Consider the following 23,213-nt stretch of genomic DNA (forward strand, 5'->3'; position numbering starts at 1 on the left):
TCTTAAAGCTCTTTTCAGCTTGATGCGAAGTGGCGGGTGACGCTTGCAGCGTTTGCGCCTAGCATAGAACAATGAGCGAGGAGGTCGCGTGACGGAACTGAGCGAAAAGGGCCAGGCGATTGCCATCGGGCCGCGCATCGTGGCGTCCGGCGGGTTTGACCTGCTGTATCGCGAAGGCATGGCGCTGATCGAGGAGGTCGCCGCCTATCTCGATGGCGAGGGCCGCGGCGATAGCCGCATCCTGGGCCGGGAAGCCTCGTTCCTTTATGCCACCGAATCGATGCGCCTGACCACGCGGCTGATGCAGCTGGCCTCGTGGCTGTTGCTGCAGCGCGCAGTCAACGAAGGTGAAATCACCAAGGAAAATGCCCGCTCCGAAAAGGAGAAGGTCAAATTCTCCGCCACGCCATCCGAACGCGGCGGGCCGGGCTATGCCCAATTGCCGGCGCCGTTGCGCGATTATATCGACAAGGGCGACCGCCTGTTTGACCGGGTGATGCAGTTCGACACGCTGGAGCGTGGCAAGCTGCCCGAGCTCGATATCGGCGTCGCCAATGGTATTGCCGATCAGTTGGCGCGCCTCAAGGCAGCGTTCGGGCGGGCCTAGGCACCGCGCGGGCCGAAATAGATCACGGCCGCACCCAATAGGCAGATCAGCACACCAGCAATATCCCAGAGATCGGGCCGAACGCGTTCGATCGTTACCATGAAAATCACCGAAGCGGCGATGTAGATGCCGCCATAGACGGCGAAAATCCGGCCGGCGCTGTCGGTTCCGGTCAAGGCCAGGCACCAGGCGAAGAGGCCCAGCAGAACCAAAGCCGGCGCCCAATACCAAGCCTGGCCAAGGCGCAGGGCTTGCCAGACCAGGTAGCAGCCACCGATTTCAAGCACGGCAGCGGCGGCAAACAGCAAGGCGCGCATGGCGATCCCCCAAATCTTGCAAAGGATAAGGGCTTGCCGGCAAAAGAAAAACCCGGCACTAGGCCGGGCTTTCCGAATTCTGAGAAGGACTGGCTTAGATGCCCAGGCCCTTGAAGCGCTCCTTGAAGCGCGAGACGCGGCCGCCGCGGTCGAGCAGCTGGCCCGTGCCGCCGGTCCAGGCCGGATGGGTCTTGGGATCGATGTCGAGCTGCAGCGTATCGCCGGGCTTGCCGTAGGTCGAACGGGTTTCGTACTTGGTGCCGTCGGTCATGACCACAGTGATATTGTGGTAGTCCGGATGGATATCAGCCTTCATCGGTATCGCCTCAAATCAAACGGGCGCCGTGGCGCCCGGAGAGCATCTAAAACTGGTGTTGGCGGCTTCATACAGAAAGCAGGCCCGGTCTGCAAGGGTATGGGCGTGGCAAAATTGCGCGGGACAAAGCTGTTGCGGGCATTTCGGGCAGCGCCTATATCGAAGCCGCAGCGCGGCCCGGGCTCCTCCGGACCCCAACTCCACCAGAGTGGCGTATCCGAGCGATGACAGATCAGGCGACCCAGGCACCGACCGGGGCCGAAAAACTACTCGAAACGCCCAATGTGAATCCGCGCAAGCTGCAGCCCTTGCGGCGCCTTATGCCCTTTGTGCTGCGCTATCCGTGGCGGCTGGTTCTAGCGGTCCTGTTCCTCCTGGTGTCGGCGATTTCTTCGCTGGCCATTCCCGCCATGCTGGGCGGGGCGATCGATCAGGGCTTTGTCGAGCAGAATCTGGAAAATGTCGGCCGCTATGGTTGGCTGATCGTCTCCATTGCGCTGGTGATGGCCATTGCCAGCGGGCTGCGGTTTTATTTCATCTCGGTCATCGGCGAGCGGGTGCTGGCCGATCTGCGCCAGGCGGTGTTTTCCCACCTGCTGGCGCTGGATGCCCGCTTCTTTGATACCCACCGGGTGGGCGAGCTGACCAGCCGGCTCAATGGCGACGTCGCGACGATTCGCAGTGCGGTGGGTTCCAGCATGACGCTGGCTTTGCGCTCCATCGTCACCATTATCGGCGCGCTGATCATGATGCTGCTGACCAGCCCGGTGTTGACCATTGCCGTGGTCATTGCGGCGCCGCTGATCCTGCTGCCACTGATCGCCTATTCGCGCCGCCTGCGCGGCATGTCGCGCCGCACGCAGGATGCGCTGGCGGATCTGTCCGCCATGGCGACCGAAATGCTGGGCGCCACCCGCACGGTCAAGTCCTTCACCCAGGAAGATGCACAGTCGTCCCATTACGGCAAGCGCAGCGAGGCCAGCTATATCGCCGAAACCAAGCGCCTCGCCGCCCGTTCGGTGCTGGTGGGCATGGTGATTTTCCTCGGCTCGGCGGCCATTGTGTTTCTGGTCTGGTGGGGCGCCCGTTCGGTGTTCGAGGGGACTGTCACCGCCGGCCAGCTGGCGCAATTCCTGGTCTATGCCCTGATGGCCTCGGGCGCATTGACCAATGTCAGCGAAGTGCTGGGCACCCTGCAGACGGTGGCGGGCGCCACCGAACGACTGACCGAAATTCTCGATACCGAACCCAGCATTACAGAAGCGACCAAGCCTGTGGCACTGCCCAATCCGCCGCTGGGCACCGTGGCATTCGAAGCGGTCAATTTCGGCTATGACACCGGCGGCTACGAGCATGTGCTGACCGATCTGAGCTTCACCGTGGGGCATGGGGAAACCGTGGCCCTGGTGGGCGCCTCCGGTTCGGGCAAGTCGACCACTTTGTCGCTGCTGCAGCGCTTTTACGACGTCAAGAGCGGCGCCATTCTGGTGGACGGTATCGACATTCGTCAGGTGCGGCTGAGCGGGCTGCGGCAGCGCTTTGCCTATGTCGAGCAGGAGCCGACCATTTTTGCCGGCACGATTGCCGACAATATCCGCTTCGGCAAACCCGATGCGAGCGATGCCGAGGTGATCGCGGCCTCTACGGCAGCTTTGGTGCATGACTTCGTCACCGATCTGCCGTTGGGCTATGACACCATTGTCGGCGAGCGCGGGGTGATGCTGTCGGGCGGGCAGAAGCAGCGGCTGGCCATTGCCCGGGCGATTTTGAAGAATGCGCCGATCCTGTTGCTCGACGAGGCGACCAGTGCGCTGGACGCGCAGAGCGAGCAATTGGTGCAGAAGGCGCTGGAGCATCTGATGCAGGGCCGCACCACGCTGGTGATCGCCCACCGGCTGGCCACCATCCGCGACGCCGACAAGATACTGGTGCTGGACGCCGGCCACATCATCGACCAGGGCACCCATGACGAGCTGGTCGCCAAGGGCGGCCGCTATGCCGAACTGGCACGGCTGCAGTTCCGCTTGGATGATCTAGCTTAGGCGCCACGACCTCGTGGTTCGACAAGCTCACCATGAGGTCTACTTCTAGAGCGCAGACCGACCAATAGACCTCATCCTGAGCCTGTCGAAGGACGAGGTCGTGGCCCAGGTTTTTGGCTCACCCCTCGGTCAGCTTGAACTCAATGCGGCGGTTGCGGCGATAGGCTTCGTCGTTGTCGGCGGGATCGAGCGGGGTGAATTCGCCAAAGCCGGCGGCGACCAGCCGATTGGGCGAGACGCCCTTGGTCACCAGATATTGTGCCACCGAAATGGCGCGGGCGGCTGACAGTTCCCAGTTCGAGGGGAAGCGGGCGTTCGAGATCGGACGCTTGTCGGTGTGCCCGTCAATGCGCAGCACCCAATTGATATCGGGCGGGATTTCGGTTTCGAGCTGCAATATGGCGGCGGCCAAGGCATCGAGGTCGGGCGTGCCGCCGGGCTGGATATCGGCCTGGCCGGGGTCGAACAGCACTTCGGACTGGAACACGAAACGGTCGCCGACGACGCGCACATCGGCACGACCTTCCAGGATTTGCCGCAAGCGACCGAAGAAGTCGGAGCGATAGCGGCTCAAATCCTGCACGCGCTGAGCCAATGCCAGATTGAGGCGGCGGCCCAGATCGGCGATCTGGGTGCGCGATTCGGTGTCGCGGCTTTCGGACGCTTCGAGCGCATTCTCCAGCGCGCCGATCTGGGTGCGCAGCGCGGCCAATTGCTGGTTGAGCAGGGTGATCTGCGCATTGGCCTCGTCGGACAGGTCCTGGGCGTCCGCCAGCTCGGATTGCAGGCCCGCAATGGTCTCGTCCTTGCCCGCCAGCCCCGCGCCGATACCCGAAAGCTGGCCCGTCAGCTCGGCATTGTCGGATTGGGCGGTGGCGAGCGTGGCCGTCAGATTGGCGATCTGGGAGTTCAAGTCATCGGAATTGGAACGCTCGAGCTGCAGCAGGTCGGTGAGTTCGGCAATCTGGCTATTGAGCCGGGAGAGCGCGGTGTCGCGGCCCTGCAATTCCTGGCCCAGGAAGAACTGGGTCAACATGAACAGGGAGAGCAGGAAGATGATGACGAGCAGCAGGCTCGACAGGGCGTCGACGAAACCGGGCCAGTAATTGGCCTCGATGCGCCGGCGGGAGCGGGCTCCTGGCATTAGTTCCGCCGCTCGCTATCAGCCTGGGACAGCACGGCCTCGATCAACTCACGCAGCTTCTGATTGGTTTCGGCCTGATCGGTAATGTGCTTGCGCAAATCGTCCTGTTCGGTGCGGATGTGCTTGACCAGCCCGTCAATGCCGCGCGCCAGTTCGGCCATGGCGCGGATGGCGTTCTGCGAGGAATTCTGGTTTTGCATCGAGCTGCCGAGCTTGTCGAACATGGCCTGCATTTCGGGGCCACCCGCATTGGCCTGCATGGCCGAAACGGGATGGTCTAGCTCGGTCATCGAGGTCATCCAGTCTTCAAGATCGGTATAGAAGGCGTTCTGTGCCTGGCTGGTCTGCAGGTCGAGGAACCCCAGCACGAGCGAACCCGCAAGACCGAACAGTGAGGAGGAAAACGCGGTGCCCATGCCGGCCAGCGGCGCCGACAGGCCCTCGCGCAGGCTCGAGAATTGCGCGGCGCTGTCGCCATTGGTCACGTCGAGCGAATTGATCACGCCGGCAACGCTGCTGACGGTTTCGAGCAGGCCGTAAAACGTGCCCATCAGGCCCAGAAACACCAGAAGGCCGGTCAGGTAGCGCGAGGTATCCTTGGCTTCATCGAGCCGGTTGCCCACGCTATCGAGGATCGAGCGCATGGAAGAGGGCGTGATGATCGCTTCCCCGATCCGCTCGCGCAGCAGGCCCGCCACCGGCGCCAGCAGTACGGGCGGGCGCACATTGGTCACATTGCCGTCCTGCAGCGAATTGACCCATTTCACCTCGGGGAAAAGGCGGAATATCTGGCGGAAGCTGAGGAAAATGCCGACGAACAGGGCCAGGAAGATCATCGAATTGATGAACGGATTGGCCCAGAAGAAGGTGACGATCGTGGTGAACAAGATCGCCCCAACCAGCGCCACCAGCACCAGAAAAATCACGATCTTGATGAGGTAAACAGTCGGGCTGGCGAGATGGTATGGATCGTAGCCTTGCGTCATCTTTGCCGGAACCTTGCCTCATGCGCGCAAATCACTGCCAAGACTAGTCAGTGCAGCGTGGCAGGGCAATGACAAAGGTTTGTGTGTTGGCCGCTGTCACAGAGGTTTCGTTTAGGCCGGATAGCGCTGTGCCCAGCAAACGTTATCCGGAGCCCGCCATGTCCCTGGCCATGATCTCGCCCGATCTACAGGCATTTTCCCACACGCATCGTCCTGCAGCGCCGTACCATCTGGGCCAACGCTACAATCGGGACGGCATTTTCCTGCCCGAGCGGGGCAATACCGTGGTGTGTCATCTGCAGGAGGGCTCGGACACCGAGCGGGTCCTGCATGCGGCGCGGCAGCGTTATCTCGACATGCCCGAAGCGCGCCAGCTGGCCTTCACGGCGGCGGAGAGCCTGCATATGACGCTGTTCCAGGGCATTATCGAAACCCGCCGCGAGCCGACCTATTGGCCGGCCGGCGTGCCGCTCGATACGCCCGTCGATACGATGACCGAGCTGATGCTGGAGCGGCTGGCGCCCTATGCGGGCGGGACGGCATTCGCGGTGGAAGCCGTCCGGGCGCTGCCCACGGGGCTGGTGGTACAGGGGATTACCGAAGCCGATCGCCGCGCTATGGCTGGCTGGCGCAATGATCTAGCGGCGCTGTTGGGTTATCGGCACCCCGACCACGACAGCTACGAGTTCCACATCACCTTTGCCTATCTGATCGACTGGCTCGATGAGGCGGCGTTGCCCGCCTGGCAGGATATGCTGGACGATGCCTTGGCCATGATCCGCGTGCAGGCGCCGGTGCTGGAATTGCGCACGCCGGCTTTCTGCAGCTTTGAGGATATGAACTGGTTCGAGGAGCTGCTGCCCCTCGGCTAGTCGGCCTTGGGAATATAGGGACCGCCGGTTTCGCCCCAGCCCCATTTGGGCATTGGTGCCTGTTCGGACACGCTCGCGCCGGGCACCGAATTGATGACGGCCAGCCGCGATCCCCATTCGAGATAGCCAACCAGCGCCGAAGCAAATTCGGGATCGGCCGGCAGGCCCAGATCGGTATAGGTGTCGAGCAGCAGGCTGATCCAGCGCCGCCGCATGGTCTCGCTCAAATGCCGGCCCAGATGGTGGCGCACCATTTCGGGGTGGCCGCCATGTTCGCGCGAATAAAGCGCGGGGCCGCCCAGTACTTCGGCGAGGAACAGCGCAACATGTTCGGGGTGGTCCGCCGCCATATGGGCGAATACCGGCGCCAGCACCGGATCATCGGGCACGCGGCGGTAGAATTCGGCGGTCAGACGGCGCAACGGCTCAATGCCGCCGATCCATTCATAGAGCGTGGGCACTGCCATGAGAAAACGCCTCCGGCAGCATAGATGCGCAGCGGCCGGGCAAGATGCAAGCCTGGGCCGCTGCGGATTCGTCGTTACTGGATCGGCCTGAGTTGCTTCAGCAGCGCTGCATGCAGCGCTTCATTGCCGGCCACGACCTGGCCATTCCAGACCGAGCCGGGGCTGCCGGCAAAGTCGGAAATGGTTCCGCCGGCTTCCTTGACCATCAGCAGACCCGGCGCCACGTCCCAGGGCGCGAGCCCGGCTTCCCAGACCGCGTCATAGCGGCCGGCCGCCAGCCAGGCCAGGTCCATGGAAATCGAGCCGGAGCGGCGGATGCCGGCCACGGCGGGATTGATGGCGGCCAGCTGGCGCAGCTGTAGGCTGTCATTGGCCGTGCCCTGGGTCTTGATACCAGTGCAGACCACGGCATCGGCCAGATGACGGCGGCCGCCAATGCGCAGGCGGCGACGATCGTTGACCCAGGTGCCGCCGCCCTTTTCGGCGGTATAGAGCTCGTCGAGCACGGGATTATAGATCACCGAAGCCACGATCTCATTGGCGCGCTCAAGGGCGATGGCAACGGCAAAGAGCGGGATCGAGTGCAGGAAATTGGTGGTGCCATCGAGCGGGTCGATGATCCAGCGATGCTGGCCATCGGTGCCGGTGACTTCCCCGCCTTCTTCCATCAGGAAGGCATAGGTGGGGCGGGCCTTTTTGAGTTCGTCGAACACGATCTGCTCGGCTCGCAGATCGGCCTTGGAGACGAAATCGGCCGGTCCCTTGCGCGAAACCTGCAGGTTTTCGACTTCGGCAAAGTCCTTGGTGAGCGAACGGCCAGCCTTGATCGCGGCTGAAACCATGACATTGAGAATAGCGGAACGTGCCATGATCAGTCTGCCCGGCGCATATAGGTGGCTTCGGTGGTGTCGACGACGATGCGTTCGCCTACGGCAATGAAGGGCGGCACCATGACCTTGAGGCCATTCGACATAATGGCCGGCTTGAACTGGCTGGAGACGCTCTGGCCCTTCTGCACCGGATCGACTTCGGTGACTTCGAGGATGACGTTGGCCGGGAATTTGACGCCCAGTGGGGTTTCCTCGTGCATTTCGAGCGTGATCTTCATGCCGTCCTGCAAGAATGCGGCGCGCTCGCCGACGAAGTCCTTGGCCAGCTCGACCTGCTCGTAGCTGGCCTGATCCATGAACACCAGACTATCGCCCTGCTCGTAAAGATAGGTGAAGTCGCGGAATTCGAGTTCAACGGTTTCGACGGTCTCCGCCGAACGGAAGCGCTCATTGAGCTTGGTGCCGCCAAGGATGGCTTTGAGTTCGACCTGGGCATAGGCGCCGCCCTTGCCGGGCTTGACGTGATCGACCTTGACCGCGACCCAGAGCCGGTCCTGGTGGTTGACGACATTGCCGGGGCGGATTTCGTTGCCGTTGATCTTGGCCATGAAGAAAGTCTTTTCTCGCTGTGGGGCGACGGGGCCGGCTGGCAACAAACCTCATCCTGGGCTTGCCGAAATACCGGATCCGCGCGCCATGCCCGTTCGATCAGGGTTTCGACAGGCTCATCATGAGGCCGAATGACGACCCGCTGCGCTTAACCCGTGTGTGGCGGGCTTATTGCCCCAGAATGCCCAAAGGTTCAAGGGTTTTACGGTTGGGGTGCCGGATCGCTGCTTTGCTCGGCCGGCGCGGCAGGGGCCTCGTTCGGGTCGGTCGGCGCCGGCAGCACTGGCGGGCCGTCCTGCGGCGCCGGCGTCGTGGTGGGAATAGTGGCAATGGTTTCGGCGGTTGGCGGGGTAGAGGGCCAGAAGCGGGCGCGCTCCTCCGCCTTGGCCAATTGGTCGCTGGGAATGGAGACCAGCAGCCGGTCGAGCGATGGATCGGACAGCCCTTGGCGCCGCGCCAAAGCACGCCACATGGCCGCGTCCTCGAGGCTGAGCGGCACGCCCTCGCCCACCGCCAGCAGCTTGGCATAGCGGTTCTGCGCCACGGCGTTGCCCGCCTCGGCAGCGCGCTGATACCAGCTAGCTGCTTCCTCGACATTCTTTTCCACGCCCTGGCCGAGATAGAGCAAGGTAGCGTAATCGATCTGGGCGGCGATCAGGTCCTGCTCGGCCGCCAGCTTGACATATTTGGCGCCTTCGGCCTCGTTGGGTGCCAGGCCCGCGCCTTCGATCAGCATGGTGCCGTAGTCATATTGCGCCTCGGGCAATTCCGCGTCGGCGGCTTCCTTCATCAGGCTTGCCGCTTCCGTGAGGCTGGGCGAGGCATAGATGCCTTCGACATGCAGCAAAGCCAGGTTGTACTTGGCCGGAATATAGCCGCCCTCGGCGGATTTCTTGAACAGATCGGCGGCGCGCGCGCGGTTCTTGGGCACGCCGATGCCGTCCTGATAGTAAAGCGCCAGCTCGAACATGGCGAGCACGCCGCCATTATTGGCGGCCAGTTGGTACCAGCTGGCGGCGCTTTCATCATTCTGCGTCACGCCCAGGCCCTTGGCGTAGATTTCCGCAATCAGCGTCTGGGCGGCGGCATCACCCTTTTCGGCGCGCGGCAGGGCATATTCAAGCGCCGTCAGGAAATAGCCGCGCTGAAATGCGCCGAAGGCATAGTCCACATTGGCGCGCGGGCCGAAGACCTCGCTGCTGATGGCCTCGGCCGCTTCGTCCTGCGCCAAAGCGGGCAGGGGGGCGAGCGCCAGCAGCAGGGCGATGGCGGGGAGCAGCCGGGTCATGCAGTTTCCTCGAACGAAGCGGCGATCGCGGCAATGGCTGCGGCCGGAGAAGGGGCGGACCAGATGGAGTCCGAAAGGGCGAGGAATTCGGCGCCGTGATGCAGCCCGCTGGTTGCCGCCGGATCGCTGAACACGGCGGGAATTTCGAAGGTCTCGGCCCACCATTGCGCCAGATCGGCCGCTGCGGCGTCAGTCGGGCCGTGCAACGGGCCGAAGAACACATAGTCGACGTCCAGTTCACCCATGGTCATGGCATCATGCCGGCTGGTGATATTGCCGGCTCCCACAATGGCGGCAGGCTTGAGCGCTGCGATGGCGGCCTTGGCATCCTTGCTGCCAGTCGTGACGTGCACACCGTCGGCGCCGAGCTTTTTGGCCAGTGCCGTGTCGTTTTCCAGCAGAACCGCGCAGCCGGCGCCCTGGCCGATATTGACGATCTTGCCGGCAAGCGCGGCGTAGGCCGCGTCAGCCAATTCGCCCCGGCGCACCAGCAGCGCGGAGATTTCGGCAGCGCTCAATACGCTCATCAGGAGAGCGGGAAAGCTTTCCGGATCGGCGGCAGCGGGGGTGATGAGATAAAGCTGAGGGGCCATGGCTTCCGGATACTCGACGCGCGTGCTCAATAGATCGCCATTTTGGCGACAAAAGGGACGGCTCTTGCAATAGGCGAAGTGGCAGGGCTCGCGCAAAGAAAATGCGCGCTCCGGGAGGGAGGCGCGCATTTCAGATGCGACTGGGAGAACGTCGCAGGGAACTTTATGTCAGGCGGCGCGGTCCAGCTCGCCCGTCCAGGTGCCCAGCGCCGCCAGGGAATTCATATGGGCGCGGTGGCTGAAGGCGGCCTGGGCCTGGGGGAAATTCTCGCGGCGGCCGGCCCAGGTGCGCAGGGCAACGTTCTGCAGCGCGCGGCCATAGGAGAAGGTCATCGGCCAAGGCTTGCCGGGGATGCGGTTCATGGCCGACAGATGCGCGGTGGCTTCTTCGTCGGTCTGCCCACCCGAGAGGAACGCAATGCCGGGCACTGCAGCGGGCACGTGCTCGCGCAACACTTCGACCGTACGCTTGGCGACGTCCTCAACCGAAGGGCGATCGCGCGAATTGATGCCGGGCAGCACCATATTGGGCTTGAGCAGCATGCCGGAGAGATCGACACCGGCGAGGCGCAGTTCCTTGAACACGTTTTCCAGCACCTCACCAGTCACGGTCGCGCAACGCTCCAGCGAATGGTTGCCCGGCTCGCCATCGCCGACCACTTCGGGCTCGACCACCGGCACGATGCCGGCTTCCTGGCAGAGAATGGCATAGCGGGCCAGCGCATGGGCATTAGCCCGGATATTGTTGCGGGTGGGGGCGATGTCATTGATGGTGATGACGGCCCGCCACTTAGCAAAGCCGGCGCCCAGGGTGGCATAGCGGGCGAGGCGTTGGCGCAGGCCATCAAGGCCCTCGGTGATCTTTTCACCGCCATCGCCGGGCATGGGGAACGTGCCCCGATCGACCTTGATGCCGGGAATGACGTCGGCATCGGCCAGAATGGCGCGGAACGCAGTGCCATCGGCGGCGGATTGCTCGAGTGTCTCTTCGGTCAGGATGACGCCCGAAATGTAGTTCTGCATCGCATTGGTCGAGCGGAACAGCATCTCGCGATAGTCGCGTCGCAGATCGAGCGTATTGGGCAGGTTGATCTTGGCGAAACGCTTGCCGATGGTGCCTTCGGATTCGTCGGCAGCCAGAATGCCTTTGCCGGATTCCATCAATTTCTGCGCGATGGCGTTAAGCGACTTCGTCATGGATATCAGCCTCAAGTGGTGAACTTGGTGGCAGATTAGACTTTCGTCACGCCGGCTTCGATTAGACCTAGGGTTATTAGACGAAAGATGTATCTTGTATGGTAGACTAGACCGTGGGCCCTTTTAGATCGAGCAGGGCGTCGGGCCATGGTCGATCACCAAGCTCAGCGACCATGCCGCCGCGATAGACGAACTGCTTGATTTCTCCGTGCTCGGTGAACCGCGTTTGCGTGGTCATGCGGCGATAGCCCGATGACAGATAGCGTTCGGGTTCGAACGCGAAGAGCACCGCAAAGCCAATATTGGCGTTGACCAGGAACTGGTGTGCCGCTGCGATGAGACGCTTTGACAGCCCCTTGCCGCGATAGTTCGGCGCGATGGCAACGCCGCCCAGAATTCCAATCGTCATGGGCTCTCCGCCGACGCTCACCTGTCGGATATAGGCTGCGAGATGCCCTACAACCGTGTCATCATCCAGCAGCAGAATGAGCTTCCGGGGTATCTCGCCCTGGTAATATTGTCCGGCCATGTCGGGAAATGCCAGATCAAGCAGATCTTGGGTCTGCCTTGCCAACGCGCCGCCAAGCTCGGAATGGTCGATGCTGACCAGTTGCATGGCTGGCACTCCTACCAATAGCGGAACACCAGGCACGCATCACCATTCGGCGTTGCGGCCGCCTTGTCCAATTGGCCACCCAGCCGCTGAGCGAGCTTGATCGAGGGGGCGTTGTCGGGGTCGATGTAGGACACAAGACTTGGTGAGGCGATCGTCAGGCGCGCGTAGTCTCTGGCGGCTTTTGCCGCCTCGAGGGCAAAGCCTTGCCGTTCGAAACCTTCAAACAGCACCCAGCCGATTTTGGTCTCGGGATATTCTGGAGGTCGGCACACGGCGACTTCGCCGATGCATTGACTGCTCGCCGTAATGTCGATCGCCCAACCGCCCATGCCACAGATTGGCCAATGGCCCACCGAGTTCATGAAGTCCCGCCAAACGACGGCTGGGGCTCTGCGGCCGCCGACGAAGCGTGAGCGGTCGGTCGTATAGAGCGCAACCAGCAGATCGAAGTCGCTGCGCCGTTGTGGGCGCAGCGTCAGCCGTTCGGTCGTCAGCGTCGGAGCGACCACCGGATGAGGCATGTCTGCCTACTTCTTCAGCGCTTCAACGCCCGGCAGGGGCTTGCCTTCCATCCATTCGAGGAAGGCGCCGCCGGCGGTGGAGACATAGGTGAAGGCGTCCTTGACGCCGGCATGGGCGAGGGCCGAAACCGTGTCGCCTCCACCGGCCACCGAGACCAGCTTGCCGTCATGGGTACGTTTGGCGACATGTTTGGCGATGGCCACGGTGCCCGCGTCGAATGGGTTCATCTCGAAGGCGCCCATGGGGCCATTCCAGACCACGGTATGGGCATCGTCGATGGCGCCGGTGATGCGTTCGATGGAGGAGGGGCCGATATCAAGGATCATGCCGTCGGGATCGATCGCGTCCACGCCATAGAGGCGGGTGGGGCTATCGGCCTTGAAATGCCAGGAAACCACAGCGTCGATCGGCAGGATGATGGCACAGCCGCTATCGATGGCCTTGTCCATGATGCGCAAAGCAGTTTCCGCCAGGTCCTTTTCGGCCAGCGATTTGCCGACACCATGGCCCTGGGCATGCAGGAATGTATTGGCCATGCCGCCGCCGATGACCAGGCCATCGACTTTGGTCACAAGGTTTTCCAGCAGATCGATCTTGGAGGAGACCTTGGCGCCGCCGACAATGGCGACCACCGGCTTTTTCGGCTTGCCCAGGCCTGCCTCGAGAGCTTCGAGCTCGGCCTGCATGGCCAGGCCCGCCGCCGCCGGCAGCAGATGCGCCAGCGCTTCGGTGGAGGCATGAGCGCGGTGGGCGGCCGAGAAGGCGTCGTTGACGTAGACATCGCCAAGGCTGGCCATGCGCTGGGCCAATTCGGGATTGTTGGCTTCTTCGCCGGGGTGGAAGCGGGTGTTTTCGAGCACCAGGACCGAGCCGGCAGGGGCGGCGTCGATCGCCTTTTTGGCGGCGCTGACATCGTTCCAGTCGGTGGCAACAAAGCCGACGGGGTGGCCGGTCTGGTCGGCCACGGCGGAGCAGACCTGCTCCAGCGAGAATTCAGGATCGACCTTGCCCTTGGGGCGACCGAAATGGCTGAGCAGGATGGCCTTGCCGTCATGCTTGACGATTTCGCGGATGGTGGGCACCAGCCGCTCGATGCGGGTGGCGTCGCTAACCTTGCCATCGGCGACCGGGACGTTGAGGTCGGCCCGCAGCAGCACGCGCTTGTTGGTCAGGTCGAGTTCGTCGAGGGTCTTGAAGGTTGCGGTCACAGTCGGGCCTCCGGAGAAATATCAGCCGTGGCGTAGCAGAGCGTGAGAGGAGGGGGAAGCCGGGGCGGCAAAAATTGCGGTGTCAGGCCGCAATGAGCACGCCGCGCAGGAATGCGCCGATGAAGAAGAGCGGCAGGCCGGCCAAGGTCAGGAACAGTAACCAGCCCAGGTCATCAACCAGCACATGGCGGGCAAAGCCATCGCTGGGCCAGGCGGCAAGGCCCACCCGGCGGCGGATGATGCGGTCGCGGATCAGCACGAACCCGGCGGTGAGCGCGGGCGGCACCACCAGAGCCGCAGGTTGCCCGGCAAAGCCGATCAGGACCGACGCAATCGGCAGGCCCGCAAAGATGTGCCGCATGATCTGGAACATGGTTGCTCGCCCCAACGACATGAACGAGGCCGATTTTGGGCTGATTTGATGACTCTGCGATGACGGCTAGGGCGCCTGCGCAAACAGGCCGGGATAGTCGAGCACCAGACCATTACCATCCACTTCGAGCACCCGCTCGAAGCCATTGGCGCCCTGGAAGCGGAAATGGCTGTCATCGAGCTTGGTATAGATCTGCTCGTTGCGCTGCACTGTCATTTCGTCGCCGTCGATCCAGGCCATGGCGAAGCGTTGCGGCGTGCCGATACTCCATTGACTGCGCCAGATGGGCAGTGAATTGGTCAGCGGCGTCGGCCAGATATCGATGTCGATGCAGCCCGCCAGGTTGGGCAGCGGTTCGGCGCGGTCATCCGACCAATTGCCGGCGCCGTCGGAAAATAGCTCAAGCACGGCCCCATCGGTGCGCTCGAGCCTCACCGTACGGACCTGCTCGGTATCGTCCAGCTTGATGCGGTAGAACAGGCCATAGGTAGGCGTGACGATGGCGCCGCGAATGCGGGTGTCGCGCGGGGTCGAGATGACGTGGCAATGCTCAAGGCTGACCGGATCAAGACCACGCCAACGGATGGATCGGTCTAGGCTCATGCGGCATCTCGGGGAAATGGTGGCTTTGAGCGGAGATTAGGGGCGCGGAGACCTCACTGGCAAGCGCTCAGGCAGGTTTGACCGGCTGGCGCAGGATGGTCTTGAGCTTGGCGGGCGCGGTCTTGCGCGGGTCGTTGAGATAAATTTCGTGGTGATGACCATTAAAGGTCAGCCCGCGCCCCGGCATTTCCACCTCGTGCAGATGCTCAAGCGCCGGGCCTTCGTCATCATAGCTGCCCAGATGCATGATTTGCAGGGCGCGGCCCTCGTCCAGGGTCTCGAGACGCAGGCTGGCCGGCGCCTCGGTCAATTTTTCGGCAGATTTCTCGACGGCGGCATCAAACATGGTGCGAGTGATGAAATCGGGCACCATGATCATCATGGTCCAGTGCCAGTTCGCCTTGTTACGGGCGAGAAAATCACCGGGACTATCGGCCCACCACAGGCCTTCCAGCGGCGGTACGAAATAGTCCTGCCCCAGGTCCTTGGAGGCGAATTTCATGGCATAGCTCACCGAATAGAGCCATTCCACGGCCACTCGATAACTCTCGGCCGTATTCGGGTCACCCTCGCCATCGACCATGACGAAGCTCATGGCGGGCACATCGACAAAGACAAAATCCCGCGAGCCGGGCTGGTAGAGATGCTTCAGTTCGGTCTTGAAATCGATCTTGTCCATGCGAAGCCCTCCTGATCGTCATAGAACAAATCGATATGACAAAAGCTGTCAGCAGCACAAAGGCCCCGCCGCAAAGCGACGGGGCCCTTGGTTCATTTCAGGCGAAAGCTTAGAGCGTCTTGCCCAGCGCCACGGCGGTATCGGCCATGCGGTTGGAGAAGCCCCATTCATTGTCGTACCAGGACAGTACGGCGACGAAATTGCCGTCCATCACCTTGGTCTGGTCCAGCGCCACGGTCGAGGAATGGCTGTCGCCATTGAAGTCGATCGAGACATTGGGGTGGATGGTGTAGCCCAGAATGCCCTTGAGGCTGGAATCGGCATATTTGCGCACGATTTCGTTGATCTCGTCGGCCGTGGTGTTGCGCTTGGCGATGAACTTGAAGTCCACCAGCGACACGTTCGGGGTCGGCACGCGGATCGAGACGCCGTCCAGCTTGCCCTTGAGCTCGGGCAGCACCAGGCCAATGGCCTTGGCAGCGCCGGTCGAGGTCGGGATCTGGCTCAGGGCCGCAGCGCGGCCGCGATAGAGATCCTTGTGCATGGTATCGAGGGTCGGCTGGTCACCGGTATAGGAATGGATGGTGGTCATCATTCCCTTGTCGATGCCGACGGTCTCGTTCAGCACATAGGCGAGCGGGGCCAGGCAATTGGTGGTGCAGGAGGCGTTGGAGACGATGATGTGCTCTTTGGCCAGCTTCTGGTGGTTGATGCCATAGACCACGGTCAGGTCGGCACCTTCGCCCGGCGCCGAGATCAGCACCTTCTTGGCGCCGGCCTTGAGATGCAGCGCGGCCTTTTCCTTGGAGGTGAAGATGCCGGTGCATTCGAGCGCGATATCGACGCCCATGGCGGCATGCGGCAGCTCTTCGGGATTGCGGACCGCAGTCACCTTGATCGGGCCACGGCCCACATCGATGGTGTCGCCATCAACCGTCACCGTACCTGGGAAACGGCCATGCACGCTGTCAAAGCGGAACAGATGGGCATTGGTTTCGACCGGGCCGAGGTCGTTGATCGCAACGACTTCGATATCGGTGCGGCCGGATTCGATGATGGCGCGCAGAACATTGCGGCCGATACGGCCAAAACCATTGATGGCGACGCGAACTGCCATAGGAGGCTCCTCAAAGGTGGGAGGTGGAAAAGGGAGGCGGGGCTCTCTTACAACTGTGCGGTGACGGCTTCAACAACGGCTTTGGCCGTAATACCAAAGTGATCATAGAGCGCGTCGATCGGGCCGGAGGCGCCGAAGCTATGCATGCCGATGAAGCGGCCCTTGTCGCCCAGCAGCTTGCTCCAGCTCATTTCGATGCCGGCTTCGATGGCGACGCGCGCCTTGGCATTGCCGTAGAGCTCGGCCTTGTAGGCATCGGACTGCTTGGCCAGCAATTCCATCGATGGCACCGACACGACCTTGGCGGCAATGCCTTGCTCGGCGAGCTGCTTCTGGCCCTCGACGGCGATGGCAACTTCCGAGCCAGTGGCGAAGATCACGACATCAGCATTCTTGTCGCCGGCAATGACATAGGCGCCCTTGGCCGACAGGTTTTCGGCCTGATATTCGGTGCGCAGGGCCGGCAGGTTCTGGCGCGACAGGGCCAGGATGGACGGCGCATGGGTCGATTCCAGCGCCAGCTGCCAGCATTCGAGCGCTTCCACGGCATCGGCCGGGCGGAAGACCAAGAGGTTGGGAATGGCGCGCAGGGCGGTCAAATGTTCCACCGGCTGGTGGGTCGGGCCGTCTTCGCCCAGGCCGATCGAGTCATGGGTCATGACATAGATCGAGCGCACTTCCATCAGCGCGGCAAGGCGGATGGAGGGGCGGGCATAGTCGGTAAAGACCATGAACGTGCCGCCATAGGGAATGAGCCCGCCATGCAGCGCGATGCCATTCATGGCGGCGGCCATTTCATGCTCGCGGATGCCGTACATCATATAGCGGCCAAGATAGTTATTGGCCTGGAACGGCACCATTTCCTTGGTATTGGTCAGGTTCGAGTGGGTCAGGTCGGCCGAGCCGCCCTGGGTCTCGGGCAGCACGGCATTGATCACGTCCAGCGCCATCTGGCTCGACTTGCGGGTCGCGACCTTTGGCTTGTCCTCGACGAGCTTTTTCTTGAAGGCGTCGATAGCGGGCTTGAATGCGGCGGGCAGGTCGCCCTTCATGCGGCGTTCGAACTCGGCCTTTTGCGGGTGAGCGGCGAGGCGGGACTGCCATTCACCGCGAATATTCTGGCTGCGGGTGCCGGCAGCGCGCCAGGTAGCCAGGATTTCGGCGGGGATTTCGAATGCGGGATAGGTGATGCCGAGCGCCGCCTTGGCGCCGGCCAGTTCCTCGGCGCCGAGCGGAGCGCCATGCACTTTTTCGGTGCCGGCCTTTTTGGGTGCGCCGAAGCCGATCGTGGTCTTGGCGGCGATCAGGGTCGGCTTGTCGCTCTTTTTAGCGGCAAGCAGCGCCTTTTCGATGGCGTCCTGGTCGTGGCCATCGATCTCGATGGTGTTCCACTGCACCGCCTTGAAGCGGGCGATCTGGTCGGTGCTGTCGGAATTGGACACGGCACCGTCGATGGTGATCGAGTTATTGTCCCAGATCACCGTCAGCTTGTTGAGCTTGAGGTGGCCGGCTAGGGCAATGGCTTCCTGGGAAATGCCTTCCATGAGGCACCCGTCACCGGCGAGAACCCAGGTGTGGTGATCAACGATGTCGGAGCCGAATTCGGCAGCAAGCTTGGCTTCGGCGACGGCAAAGCCGACCGAATTGGCCAGACCCTGGCCGAGCGGGCCCGTGGTGGTTTCGATGCCGGTAGCGTGGCCATATTCGGGGTGGCCGGCAGTTTTGGAGCCGAGCTGGCGGAAGTTCTTGACCTGGTCGAGGGTCATGTCTTCGTAGCCAAGCAGGTAGAGGCTGGAATAGAGCAGCATCGAGCCGTGGCCGGCCGAGAGGATGAAGCGGTCGCGGTCAGCCCATTTGCTGTCGGCGGGATCGAACTTCATCACCTTGGTGAACAGCACAGTGGCGATATCGGCACAGCCCATGGGCAGGCCCGGATGGCCGGAATTGGCTTTTTCGACGGCGTCCATGGAAAGGGACCGGATCGCATTGGCCAAATCGTTCTGCTGGGCTGAGTTCGTCATCGCGGCTTCCGCTCTCTTGAATTGCTCTAAAACTGGGGAGAAGAGGCGTGGGGCGCCTCCTCCCAAAAGGCGGTTCGAGGCATAACAGGTTAGGATTGCCTGTCAATGACGGCCGATTGGCGCAGTGGTTGCATTGGCGGCATGGCTGAGGCAGGATTCGGCAGGGGCCCGATGAGCCGGAAAGGCATTGACGGCGATGAGCGATAATGAACTTGAAGATGGGCTGACGGCTGCGACGGCGCGGTTCGACCGGGCCATGGCGCGACTGGATCAGAGCGTCAAAAATCTTAATACGCGGATGCGGCAGCTCAATCGTATCGAGGTCGATACCCAAAGGCTGGTGCAGGAGCGGGCGCGGCTAGCGACCGAACTCGACAAGGCTTCGGCGCGAGCCAAGCGGCTTGATGACAGCGCCCATGATGTGTCGCGCCGCCTGGTCGAGGCGATGGAAACGGTCCGGCACGTGCTGGCCAAGGCGGAGTAGACCGGTGCCTGAAGTCAATGTCGAGATCAATGGCCGCAAATATCGCATGGCCTGTGAAGAGGGCCAGCAAAAACACCTGATCGGGCTGGCCGAGCGCTTCAACAGCCAGGTCGAAGCGCTCAAGGGCGCCGTCGGGGAAATCGGCGACAATCGCCTGACGGTCATGGCCGGCATCGCGGTCGTCGACGAATTGGCCGAGGCCGAGCGCAAGATCAAGGCGCTCGAGACCGAAGTGGTCGTGCTGACGCGGGCCGGGCAGGAAGTTGCCGCCGAATATGAGGCCTTGGAACACAAATTTGCGTCCAAGCTCGGCGATGCCGCGCGGGCGCTTGAAGGCGCGGCTGTTGCGCTCGACGAAACGGCGCCGCTGCCGCAGGGCTAGCGCATCCGGCTCTGCATATTGTCGGCCACCGCCTGTTCCAGATCCATCTGTTCGAGCATTTCGCGCACCACGCTGTCGTCCAGCTCCATGGCATCGCGGGCTGCGATCAGCCGGTTACGCCGGGCGGCGAGCATGGTCTGGCTGAGCGTCAGCATCTTGGCGCGGTCGAGATTGCGGTCGGTGCCGGCGAGCTTCTGGTTGCCAGGCATGCGACGGCGCATCATCTCGCCAAGCCGCCGGTCATCCTCTGAATCGTTGTCGCGCAGATAATCGTCCACCGCGCTATTAGCAGCCTCCAGCGACAGTGAGCGAGCCAGATTGCGCTGTTGCTGCTCGTGCTCGGCATCGCGCGGATCGGACACGTCGAGCCTCTTGATCAGCCAGGGCAGGGTGAGGCCCTGCAATAGCAGCGTGCCAATGGTGACCAGAAAGGCCAGTGCCAATATGGCGTCGCGCCAGGGGAATTCCTCGCCACTGGCGGTCAGCAGCGGAATACCGGCCGCGGCGGCTAGGGTCACCACGCCGCGCATGCCATTCCAGGAGAGGACCAGGTTTTCCTTCCAGCTGAAGGGCGCGAGCAATTCGAAGCGGCGGCCGCGTGGCGCCTTGACGTGTTGGAGTCGCTTTTCGATCCCGCGATGCCGCAGCCGGCCCAGCACGGCGGTGCCGTAAATCCAGGCAAAGCGCACCACAATGGTGGCCAGCAGGATCAGCCCGGCAATAGCCAGCAGCTCGGGCAATTCGAAGCCGGCACCCTGGGCGTCGTCAATCACGAAACGCAATTGCAGGCCGATATAGGCAAAGACGAAGGTCTCGAGCAGGGTATCGATGGTGCGCCAGAACTGGCGCTCCTGCATGCGCTCGGCATAGCTGACCGCCGCCGCGTTGTGACCCAGCGAGAACCCGGCCGCGACCACGGCGATAACGCCGGAAGCATGCAATTCTTCGGCCAGCAAATAGGCGGCAAACGGGGTGAGTACGGAAACTACGGTGGCAAGCGAGGGATTACTCAGCCGGACGCGGAAGGATTGCACCGCCCAGCCCAAGGCGACCCCGACAATGATGGCGACGATGGCCGAATAGATGAAATAGAGCGTCAGATTGTCGATAAAGGCGGGCGTGCCGGCCACCGTTGCAACGGCGGCGGCGAAGAGGGTCAGCGCGGCCGCGTCATTGATCAGGCTTTCGCCTTTGAGCACCGTCATCAATCCCGAGGGCAAGCCTGCCTTGCGGCCAATGGTAATGGCGGTGACCGCGTCGGGCGGCGCGATCACGGCGGCCAGCACCAGGGCGACGGGAAAGGTCATGCCGGGAATGGCGAAGCTGGCAACGCCTGCCACGGCAAAGGTCGTCGCCACGACGAGGAACACGCCCAGATTGACGATCGAGCCGAGCCGCTTGATGAAGCTGAAAAACGAAAAATCGGCCGCTGCCGAGAACAGCATGGGCGGCAGCACCAGGCCGAGAATGATCTCCGGCTCCAGTTCCAGCCTCGGCATGCCGGGAATGAACGAGGCGGCCAGCCCCACCATGGCTACCAGCAAAGGCGGCTGGATATCGCGCCGCTCTGCAAAGACCGTGACGGCGATGGCGGCAATAATGACGATGAGAATCTGGGCAATCATGAACGGGACCCGCAACAGCGCGTGGGATAGTGGGGTCACCCGCAGCACGCGGCAAGGGGAGGGCCGTAAAATCACCGGTCTTGGCAAAGTTTGCCAATCGGCCTATTTTGGACGGGAAGGAGACTGCCCATGGCCACGATGAATGTTTCGCTGCCCGACGCGATGAAGGAATGGGTGGAGGCCCAGGTCGAGACGGGCCGCTACGGCAATTCCAGCGATTATGTGCGCGATCTCGTCCGACGGGATCAGGAGCGGGCTGAGGCTCGAGCAAAATTGCAGCAAATGGTCGATAGCGCTCTTGCCAGTGGCATAGTCGAAATGAGCCGGGATGAGTTGCTGGCGCGAATGCGCAAAAAGGCGGCTGCGGCTGTCGGCCAGAAGAAAAGCGCCTAGTTCGTGGCGTGGATACTAACGGCCGACTCGATTGCCGACATCGATCACATTGCTGCGGAAGGCGCCAAGCAGTTCGGATTTGCTCAATCTGAGCTCTACGAACTTCAACTGGTGGACATGTTCGACATGCTGGCCGCCAATCCTTACATGGCAGTAGAGCGTCACAGCGCGGCGGGATCTATCAGGCTAATGCCCATCGGCGCTCATAACATATTATACGTTGTCGAAGCCGAAAACGTGATCATTTTGCGCGTACTCCATGGGCTGCAGAACTGGTTTGAACAGCTTTAGCAGGTTCCCCCTTTGCACCCGGCCGCTGAAGCGCCTATATCTTTGGTGCTGCCCGGTGCGTGTGGATAACAATATCCCCGGGGCCTTAACGATCTCATGGGAGCTGTCCCTGACTGAGCCCCTGGGCTTAGATATACGGCGCCCACCTACGTAAAGTAGGTTCCCGGGATCGCATATCCCACGGCCAGGGTGGCACCTAGTTTTGTTTCGAGCGGCGCGCATGGCTGACGATTACATCGAAGACGCCAAGGCGGGGTTGCGCGACAAGGCGCGCTCCGCCCGCGCCGCCGTTTCGGCCGATATCCGCGCCGAGGCCGCCGCAACCGCCTCCAAGGCTTTTTTTGATAGCATCACGCTCGAACCCGATTGGATCGTGGCCGGTTATTGGCCGATCCGCGACGAGTTCGACTGCCGGCCAATCCTGGTGCGCCTGATGGATTCAGGCCAGCCCGTCTGCCTGCCGGTGACCGAAGGCGATCAGCCGCTCACCATGCGCCTCTGGCAGGATGGGGAGGCGCTTTATCCCTCCGGCTTCGGCACGCTGGCGCCGATCGAAACGGCGCCTGTGGTGGAGCCCGATATCATGCTGATCCCGCTTTTGGGCTTTGACAGTACGGGCACACGGCTGGGATATGGCAAGGGCCATTACGACAGGACTATCGTGCGCATGACCAAGAAACCGCAACTGATCGGGCTCGCCTTTGCCGCGCAGGAGTTCCACCAACTCCCGCGCGAAGCGCATGACATTCCGCTCGATGCCATTATCACCGAAACAGGCCTCCGCCGCTTTGGCGCCGGCCAATGAAGTTTCTGTTTCTGGGCGATGTGATGGGCCGTTCCGGTCGCGACGCGATCAATGAGCGCCTGCCGGGCATTATCGAGCGCTATGGCTTTGATTTCGCCGTGGTCAATGGCGAGAATGCCAGCCATGGCAAGGGCCTGACCGAGGCGCATTTCAACGCCATTCGCAATGCCGGGGCCGATGTGGTCACCCTGGGCGATCATGCCTTCGATCAGCGCGAGACTATTTCCTACATTGAGCGCGAGACGACGCTGATCCGCCCCATCAATATGCCGCCGGGCACGCCGGGGCGCGGAGCGATGTTTGTCGAGGGCCGCAATGGCCATCGCGTACTGGTGATCAATGCGCTGGGCCGCGTCTTCATGGGGCCGGCCGACGATCCGTTCCGGGCCGTAGAAGCCGCTGTCGCCGCCTGCCCGCTGGGCGAGCAGGCCGATGCGATTATCGTTGATTTTCACACCGAGGCGACCTCGGAAATCCAGGCCATGGGGCAGTTTCTCGATGGCAAGGTCAGTCTCGTCGTCGGCACCCATACCCATATCCCGACAGCCGACCAGCGCGTGCTGCGCGGCGGTACGGCGCTGATGGCGGATGCGGGCATGTGCGGGGATTTCGATTCCATCATCGGCAGCGAAACCGACGAACCGCTCAACCGCTTTCTCACCGGCATTCCCAATGGCCGCTTCACTCCGGCCGAGGGGGAGGCAACGCTGTGCGGCGTCGCCGTTGAAACCGATCCGCGCACGGGGCTTGCTCGCAGGGTGCTGCCGCTGCGCCTTGGCGGCACGCTGGCCCAGGCAGAGCCAGACTTCGGCTAGCGCTTTATTTT

At 62.4% G+C, this 23,213-nt stretch carries 28 protein-coding genes and 1 other RNA gene; 10 read left to right on the forward strand and 19 right to left on the reverse strand.

Going from position 1 to position 23,213, the window contains the following annotated elements; translation table 11 throughout:
* Positions 1-88 precede the first annotated feature (88 nt).
* The gene (gene rcdA, locus N8A98_RS12545; RefSeq protein WP_262171732.1) at positions 89-607 is read left to right on the forward strand and encodes a protease adaptor protein RcdA; all 519 of its coding nucleotides are present in this window, start codon (positions 89-91) and stop codon (positions 605-607) included.
* On the opposite strand, the gene N8A98_RS12550 is transcribed toward rcdA, so the two are convergent.
* Both N8A98_RS12550 and rpmE read right to left on the reverse strand, forming a co-directional pair.
* A complete protein-coding gene (locus N8A98_RS12550) occupies positions 604-924 on the reverse strand; it encodes a YnfA family protein (protein WP_262171734.1) in 321 nt (106 codons plus the stop codon). The two genes, rcdA and N8A98_RS12550, sit on opposite strands and share 4 nt — an antisense overlap.
* Positions 925-1,018: 94 nt before the next feature.
* Positions 1,019-1,240: a 50S ribosomal protein L31 gene (gene rpmE / locus N8A98_RS12555; RefSeq protein ID WP_262171736.1), complete on the reverse strand. Its 222-nt coding sequence runs from the start codon at positions 1,238-1,240 to the stop codon at positions 1,019-1,021.
* Between the two features lie 224 nt (positions 1,241-1,464).
* Between rpmE and N8A98_RS12560 the strand changes: the two genes are divergently transcribed.
* Positions 1,465-3,282, forward strand: a complete 1,818-nt coding sequence (locus N8A98_RS12560) for an ABC transporter transmembrane domain-containing protein (RefSeq protein WP_262171737.1) — start codon at positions 1,465-1,467, stop codon at positions 3,280-3,282.
* A gap of 118 nt (positions 3,283-3,400) precedes the next feature.
* Here the strand turns inward: N8A98_RS12560 and N8A98_RS12565 are convergent, their stop codons facing one another.
* Positions 3,401-4,426, reverse strand: coding sequence for a peptidoglycan -binding protein (locus tag N8A98_RS12565; protein ID WP_262171739.1), 1,026 nt, complete (start codon positions 4,424-4,426; stop codon positions 3,401-3,403).
* On the reverse strand, positions 4,426-5,412 hold the full coding sequence (locus N8A98_RS12570; protein ID WP_113120052.1) for a flagellar motor protein MotA: 987 nt from the start codon (positions 5,410-5,412) through the stop codon (positions 4,426-4,428). The genes N8A98_RS12565 and N8A98_RS12570 overlap by 1 nt, the downstream gene beginning before the upstream one ends.
* 158 nt (positions 5,413-5,570) lie before the next feature.
* Between N8A98_RS12570 and N8A98_RS12575 the strand changes: the two genes are divergently transcribed.
* On the forward strand, positions 5,571-6,284 hold the full coding sequence (locus N8A98_RS12575; protein WP_262171741.1) for a DUF1868 domain-containing protein: 714 nt from the start codon (positions 5,571-5,573) through the stop codon (positions 6,282-6,284).
* Here N8A98_RS12575 and N8A98_RS12580 read toward each other — a convergent pair.
* The 14 genes from N8A98_RS12580 to tkt form a co-directional block, all read right to left on the reverse strand.
* Positions 6,281-6,751, reverse strand: a complete 471-nt coding sequence (locus N8A98_RS12580) for a group II truncated hemoglobin (protein WP_262171743.1) — start codon at positions 6,749-6,751, stop codon at positions 6,281-6,283. The genes N8A98_RS12575 and N8A98_RS12580 overlap by 4 nt on opposite strands.
* A gap of 74 nt (positions 6,752-6,825) precedes the next feature.
* A complete protein-coding gene (locus tag N8A98_RS12585; RefSeq protein WP_262171744.1) occupies positions 6,826-7,620 on the reverse strand; it encodes an inositol monophosphatase family protein in 795 nt (264 codons plus the stop codon).
* A 2-nt stretch (positions 7,621-7,622) separates the two neighbouring features.
* The gene (efp, locus tag N8A98_RS12590) at positions 7,623-8,189 is read right to left on the reverse strand and encodes an elongation factor P (protein ID WP_262171746.1); all 567 of its coding nucleotides are present in this window, start codon (positions 8,187-8,189) and stop codon (positions 7,623-7,625) included.
* Positions 8,190-8,392: 203 nt separating this feature from the next.
* The gene (locus N8A98_RS12595) at positions 8,393-9,478 is read right to left on the reverse strand and encodes a tetratricopeptide repeat protein (protein ID WP_262171747.1); all 1,086 of its coding nucleotides are present in this window, start codon (positions 9,476-9,478) and stop codon (positions 8,393-8,395) included.
* Entirely contained in the window at positions 9,475-10,101 is a 627-nt protein-coding gene (locus N8A98_RS12600) for a thiamine phosphate synthase (RefSeq protein ID WP_262171748.1), read from the reverse strand. The genes N8A98_RS12595 and N8A98_RS12600 overlap by 4 nt, the downstream gene beginning before the upstream one ends.
* Before the next feature lie 138 nt (positions 10,102-10,239).
* On the reverse strand, positions 10,240-11,268 hold the full coding sequence (locus N8A98_RS12605) for a class I fructose-bisphosphate aldolase (RefSeq protein ID WP_113120059.1): 1,029 nt from the start codon (positions 11,266-11,268) through the stop codon (positions 10,240-10,242).
* 106 nt (positions 11,269-11,374) lie between these two features.
* On the reverse strand, positions 11,375-11,884 hold the full coding sequence (locus N8A98_RS12610) for a GNAT family N-acetyltransferase (RefSeq protein ID WP_262171749.1): 510 nt from the start codon (positions 11,882-11,884) through the stop codon (positions 11,375-11,377).
* Positions 11,885-11,895: 11 nt separating this feature from the next.
* Positions 11,896-12,405, reverse strand: a complete 510-nt coding sequence (locus N8A98_RS12615) for a GNAT family N-acetyltransferase (RefSeq protein WP_262171750.1) — start codon at positions 12,403-12,405, stop codon at positions 11,896-11,898.
* 6 nt (positions 12,406-12,411) lie between these two features.
* Positions 12,412-13,614: a phosphoglycerate kinase gene (locus N8A98_RS12620; protein ID WP_262171751.1), complete on the reverse strand. Its 1,203-nt coding sequence runs from the start codon at positions 13,612-13,614 to the stop codon at positions 12,412-12,414.
* A gap of 82 nt (positions 13,615-13,696) precedes the next feature.
* Positions 13,697-13,987: a hypothetical protein gene (locus tag N8A98_RS12625; protein ID WP_262171753.1), complete on the reverse strand. Its 291-nt coding sequence runs from the start codon at positions 13,985-13,987 to the stop codon at positions 13,697-13,699.
* Positions 13,988-14,053: 66 nt separating this feature from the next.
* On the reverse strand, positions 14,054-14,590 hold the full coding sequence (locus N8A98_RS12630; RefSeq protein WP_262171754.1) for a putative glycolipid-binding domain-containing protein: 537 nt from the start codon (positions 14,588-14,590) through the stop codon (positions 14,054-14,056).
* A gap of 67 nt (positions 14,591-14,657) precedes the next feature.
* Positions 14,658-15,269 carry a GyrI-like domain-containing protein gene (locus tag N8A98_RS12635; RefSeq protein ID WP_262171756.1) on the reverse strand — a complete coding sequence of 204 codons (612 nt, stop codon included), beginning with the start codon at positions 15,267-15,269 and terminating at the stop codon, positions 14,658-14,660.
* A 109-nt stretch (positions 15,270-15,378) separates the two neighbouring features.
* On the reverse strand, positions 15,379-16,386 hold the full coding sequence (gene gap / locus N8A98_RS12640) for a type I glyceraldehyde-3-phosphate dehydrogenase (RefSeq protein WP_113120065.1): 1,008 nt from the start codon (positions 16,384-16,386) through the stop codon (positions 15,379-15,381).
* A gap of 47 nt (positions 16,387-16,433) precedes the next feature.
* Positions 16,434-18,407, reverse strand: coding sequence for a transketolase (gene tkt / locus N8A98_RS12645; RefSeq protein ID WP_262171758.1), 1,974 nt, complete (start codon positions 18,405-18,407; stop codon positions 16,434-16,436).
* A gap of 196 nt (positions 18,408-18,603) precedes the next feature.
* Between tkt and N8A98_RS12650 the strand changes: the two genes are divergently transcribed.
* Together N8A98_RS12650 and N8A98_RS12655 are read left to right on the forward strand one after the other, a co-directional pair.
* Complete coding sequence (locus N8A98_RS12650; protein WP_113120067.1) at positions 18,604-18,891, forward strand: DUF4164 family protein; 288 nt, start codon at positions 18,604-18,606, stop codon at positions 18,889-18,891.
* Positions 18,892-18,895: 4 nt separating this feature from the next.
* The gene (locus N8A98_RS12655) at positions 18,896-19,273 is read left to right on the forward strand and encodes a cell division protein ZapA (RefSeq protein WP_262171760.1); all 378 of its coding nucleotides are present in this window, start codon (positions 18,896-18,898) and stop codon (positions 19,271-19,273) included.
* Here N8A98_RS12655 and N8A98_RS12660 read toward each other — a convergent pair.
* Positions 19,270-20,898 carry a Na+/H+ antiporter gene (locus N8A98_RS12660; RefSeq protein WP_262171761.1) on the reverse strand — a complete coding sequence of 543 codons (1,629 nt, stop codon included), beginning with the start codon at positions 20,896-20,898 and terminating at the stop codon, positions 19,270-19,272. The genes N8A98_RS12655 and N8A98_RS12660 overlap by 4 nt on opposite strands.
* A gap of 129 nt (positions 20,899-21,027) precedes the next feature.
* Between N8A98_RS12660 and N8A98_RS12665 the strand changes: the two genes are divergently transcribed.
* The 5 genes from N8A98_RS12665 (at position 21,028) to N8A98_RS12685 (ending at position 23,202) form a co-directional block, all read left to right on the forward strand.
* Positions 21,028-21,291, forward strand: a complete 264-nt coding sequence (locus N8A98_RS12665) for a type II toxin-antitoxin system ParD family antitoxin (RefSeq protein ID WP_262171763.1) — start codon at positions 21,028-21,030, stop codon at positions 21,289-21,291.
* Positions 21,292-21,294: 3 nt separating this feature from the next.
* Entirely contained in the window at positions 21,295-21,582 is a 288-nt protein-coding gene (locus N8A98_RS12670) for a type II toxin-antitoxin system RelE/ParE family toxin (protein WP_262171764.1), read from the forward strand.
* Positions 21,583-21,624: 42 nt separating this feature from the next.
* Positions 21,625-21,782, forward strand: a non-coding RNA gene (gene ssrS / locus N8A98_RS12675) — 6S RNA.
* A 20-nt stretch (positions 21,783-21,802) separates the two neighbouring features.
* Complete coding sequence (locus tag N8A98_RS12680; RefSeq protein ID WP_262171766.1) at positions 21,803-22,387, forward strand: 5-formyltetrahydrofolate cyclo-ligase; 585 nt, start codon at positions 21,803-21,805, stop codon at positions 22,385-22,387.
* On the forward strand, positions 22,384-23,202 hold the full coding sequence (locus tag N8A98_RS12685; protein WP_262171768.1) for a TIGR00282 family metallophosphoesterase: 819 nt from the start codon (positions 22,384-22,386) through the stop codon (positions 23,200-23,202). Before N8A98_RS12680 ends, N8A98_RS12685 begins: the two co-directional genes overlap by 4 nt.
* Positions 23,203-23,213: the final 11 nt, after the last annotated feature.

The organism is Devosia neptuniae (assembly GCF_025452235.1).
GTDB lineage: Bacteria > Pseudomonadota > Alphaproteobacteria > Rhizobiales > Devosiaceae > Devosia.

Bases quoted from the DNA above. Each gene is read 5' to 3' on its own strand.
- N8A98_RS12575 (WP_262171741.1), top strand. From the start codon at position 5,571: ATGTCCCTGGCCATGATCTCGCCCGATCTACAGGCATTTTCCCACACG.
- N8A98_RS12650 (WP_113120067.1), top strand. From the start codon at position 18,604: ATGAGCGATAATGAACTTGAAGATGGGCTGACGGCTGCGACGGCGCGG.
- N8A98_RS12635 (WP_262171756.1), bottom strand. From the start codon at position 15,269: ATGGACAAGATCGATTTCAAGACCGAACTGAAGCATCTCTACCAGCCC.
- N8A98_RS12580 (WP_262171743.1), bottom strand. From the start codon at position 6,751: ATGGCAGTGCCCACGCTCTATGAATGGATCGGCGGCATTGAGCCGTTG.
- N8A98_RS12610 (WP_262171749.1), bottom strand. From the start codon at position 11,884: ATGCAACTGGTCAGCATCGACCATTCCGAGCTTGGCGGCGCGTTGGCA.
- N8A98_RS12665 (WP_262171763.1), top strand. From the start codon at position 21,028: ATGGCCACGATGAATGTTTCGCTGCCCGACGCGATGAAGGAATGGGTG.
- N8A98_RS12625 (WP_262171753.1), bottom strand. From the start codon at position 13,987: ATGTTCCAGATCATGCGGCACATCTTTGCGGGCCTGCCGATTGCGTCG.
- N8A98_RS12680 (WP_262171766.1), top strand. From the start codon at position 21,803: ATGGCTGACGATTACATCGAAGACGCCAAGGCGGGGTTGCGCGACAAG.
- N8A98_RS12570 (WP_113120052.1), bottom strand. From the start codon at position 5,412: ATGACGCAAGGCTACGATCCATACCATCTCGCCAGCCCGACTGTTTAC.
- rpmE (WP_262171736.1), bottom strand. From the start codon at position 1,240: ATGAAGGCTGATATCCATCCGGACTACCACAATATCACTGTGGTCATG.
- efp (WP_262171746.1), bottom strand. From the start codon at position 8,189: ATGGCCAAGATCAACGGCAACGAAATCCGCCCCGGCAATGTCGTCAAC.
- N8A98_RS12685 (WP_262171768.1), top strand. From the start codon at position 22,384: ATGAAGTTTCTGTTTCTGGGCGATGTGATGGGCCGTTCCGGTCGCGAC.
- N8A98_RS12630 (WP_262171754.1), bottom strand. From the start codon at position 14,590: ATGAGCCTAGACCGATCCATCCGTTGGCGTGGTCTTGATCCGGTCAGC.
- N8A98_RS12560 (WP_262171737.1), top strand. From the start codon at position 1,465: ATGACAGATCAGGCGACCCAGGCACCGACCGGGGCCGAAAAACTACTC.
- N8A98_RS12565 (WP_262171739.1), bottom strand. From the start codon at position 4,426: ATGCCAGGAGCCCGCTCCCGCCGGCGCATCGAGGCCAATTACTGGCCC.
- N8A98_RS12585 (WP_262171744.1), bottom strand. From the start codon at position 7,620: ATGGCACGTTCCGCTATTCTCAATGTCATGGTTTCAGCCGCGATCAAG.
- N8A98_RS12550 (WP_262171734.1), bottom strand. From the start codon at position 924: ATGCGCGCCTTGCTGTTTGCCGCCGCTGCCGTGCTTGAAATCGGTGGC.
- N8A98_RS12595 (WP_262171747.1), bottom strand. From the start codon at position 9,478: ATGACCCGGCTGCTCCCCGCCATCGCCCTGCTGCTGGCGCTCGCCCCC.
- N8A98_RS12615 (WP_262171750.1), bottom strand. From the start codon at position 12,405: ATGCCTCATCCGGTGGTCGCTCCGACGCTGACGACCGAACGGCTGACG.
- N8A98_RS12660 (WP_262171761.1), bottom strand. From the start codon at position 20,898: ATGATTGCCCAGATTCTCATCGTCATTATTGCCGCCATCGCCGTCACG.
- N8A98_RS12605 (WP_113120059.1), bottom strand. From the start codon at position 11,268: ATGACGAAGTCGCTTAACGCCATCGCGCAGAAATTGATGGAATCCGGC.
- tkt (WP_262171758.1), bottom strand. From the start codon at position 18,407: ATGACGAACTCAGCCCAGCAGAACGATTTGGCCAATGCGATCCGGTCC.
- gap (WP_113120065.1), bottom strand. From the start codon at position 16,386: ATGGCAGTTCGCGTCGCCATCAATGGTTTTGGCCGTATCGGCCGCAAT.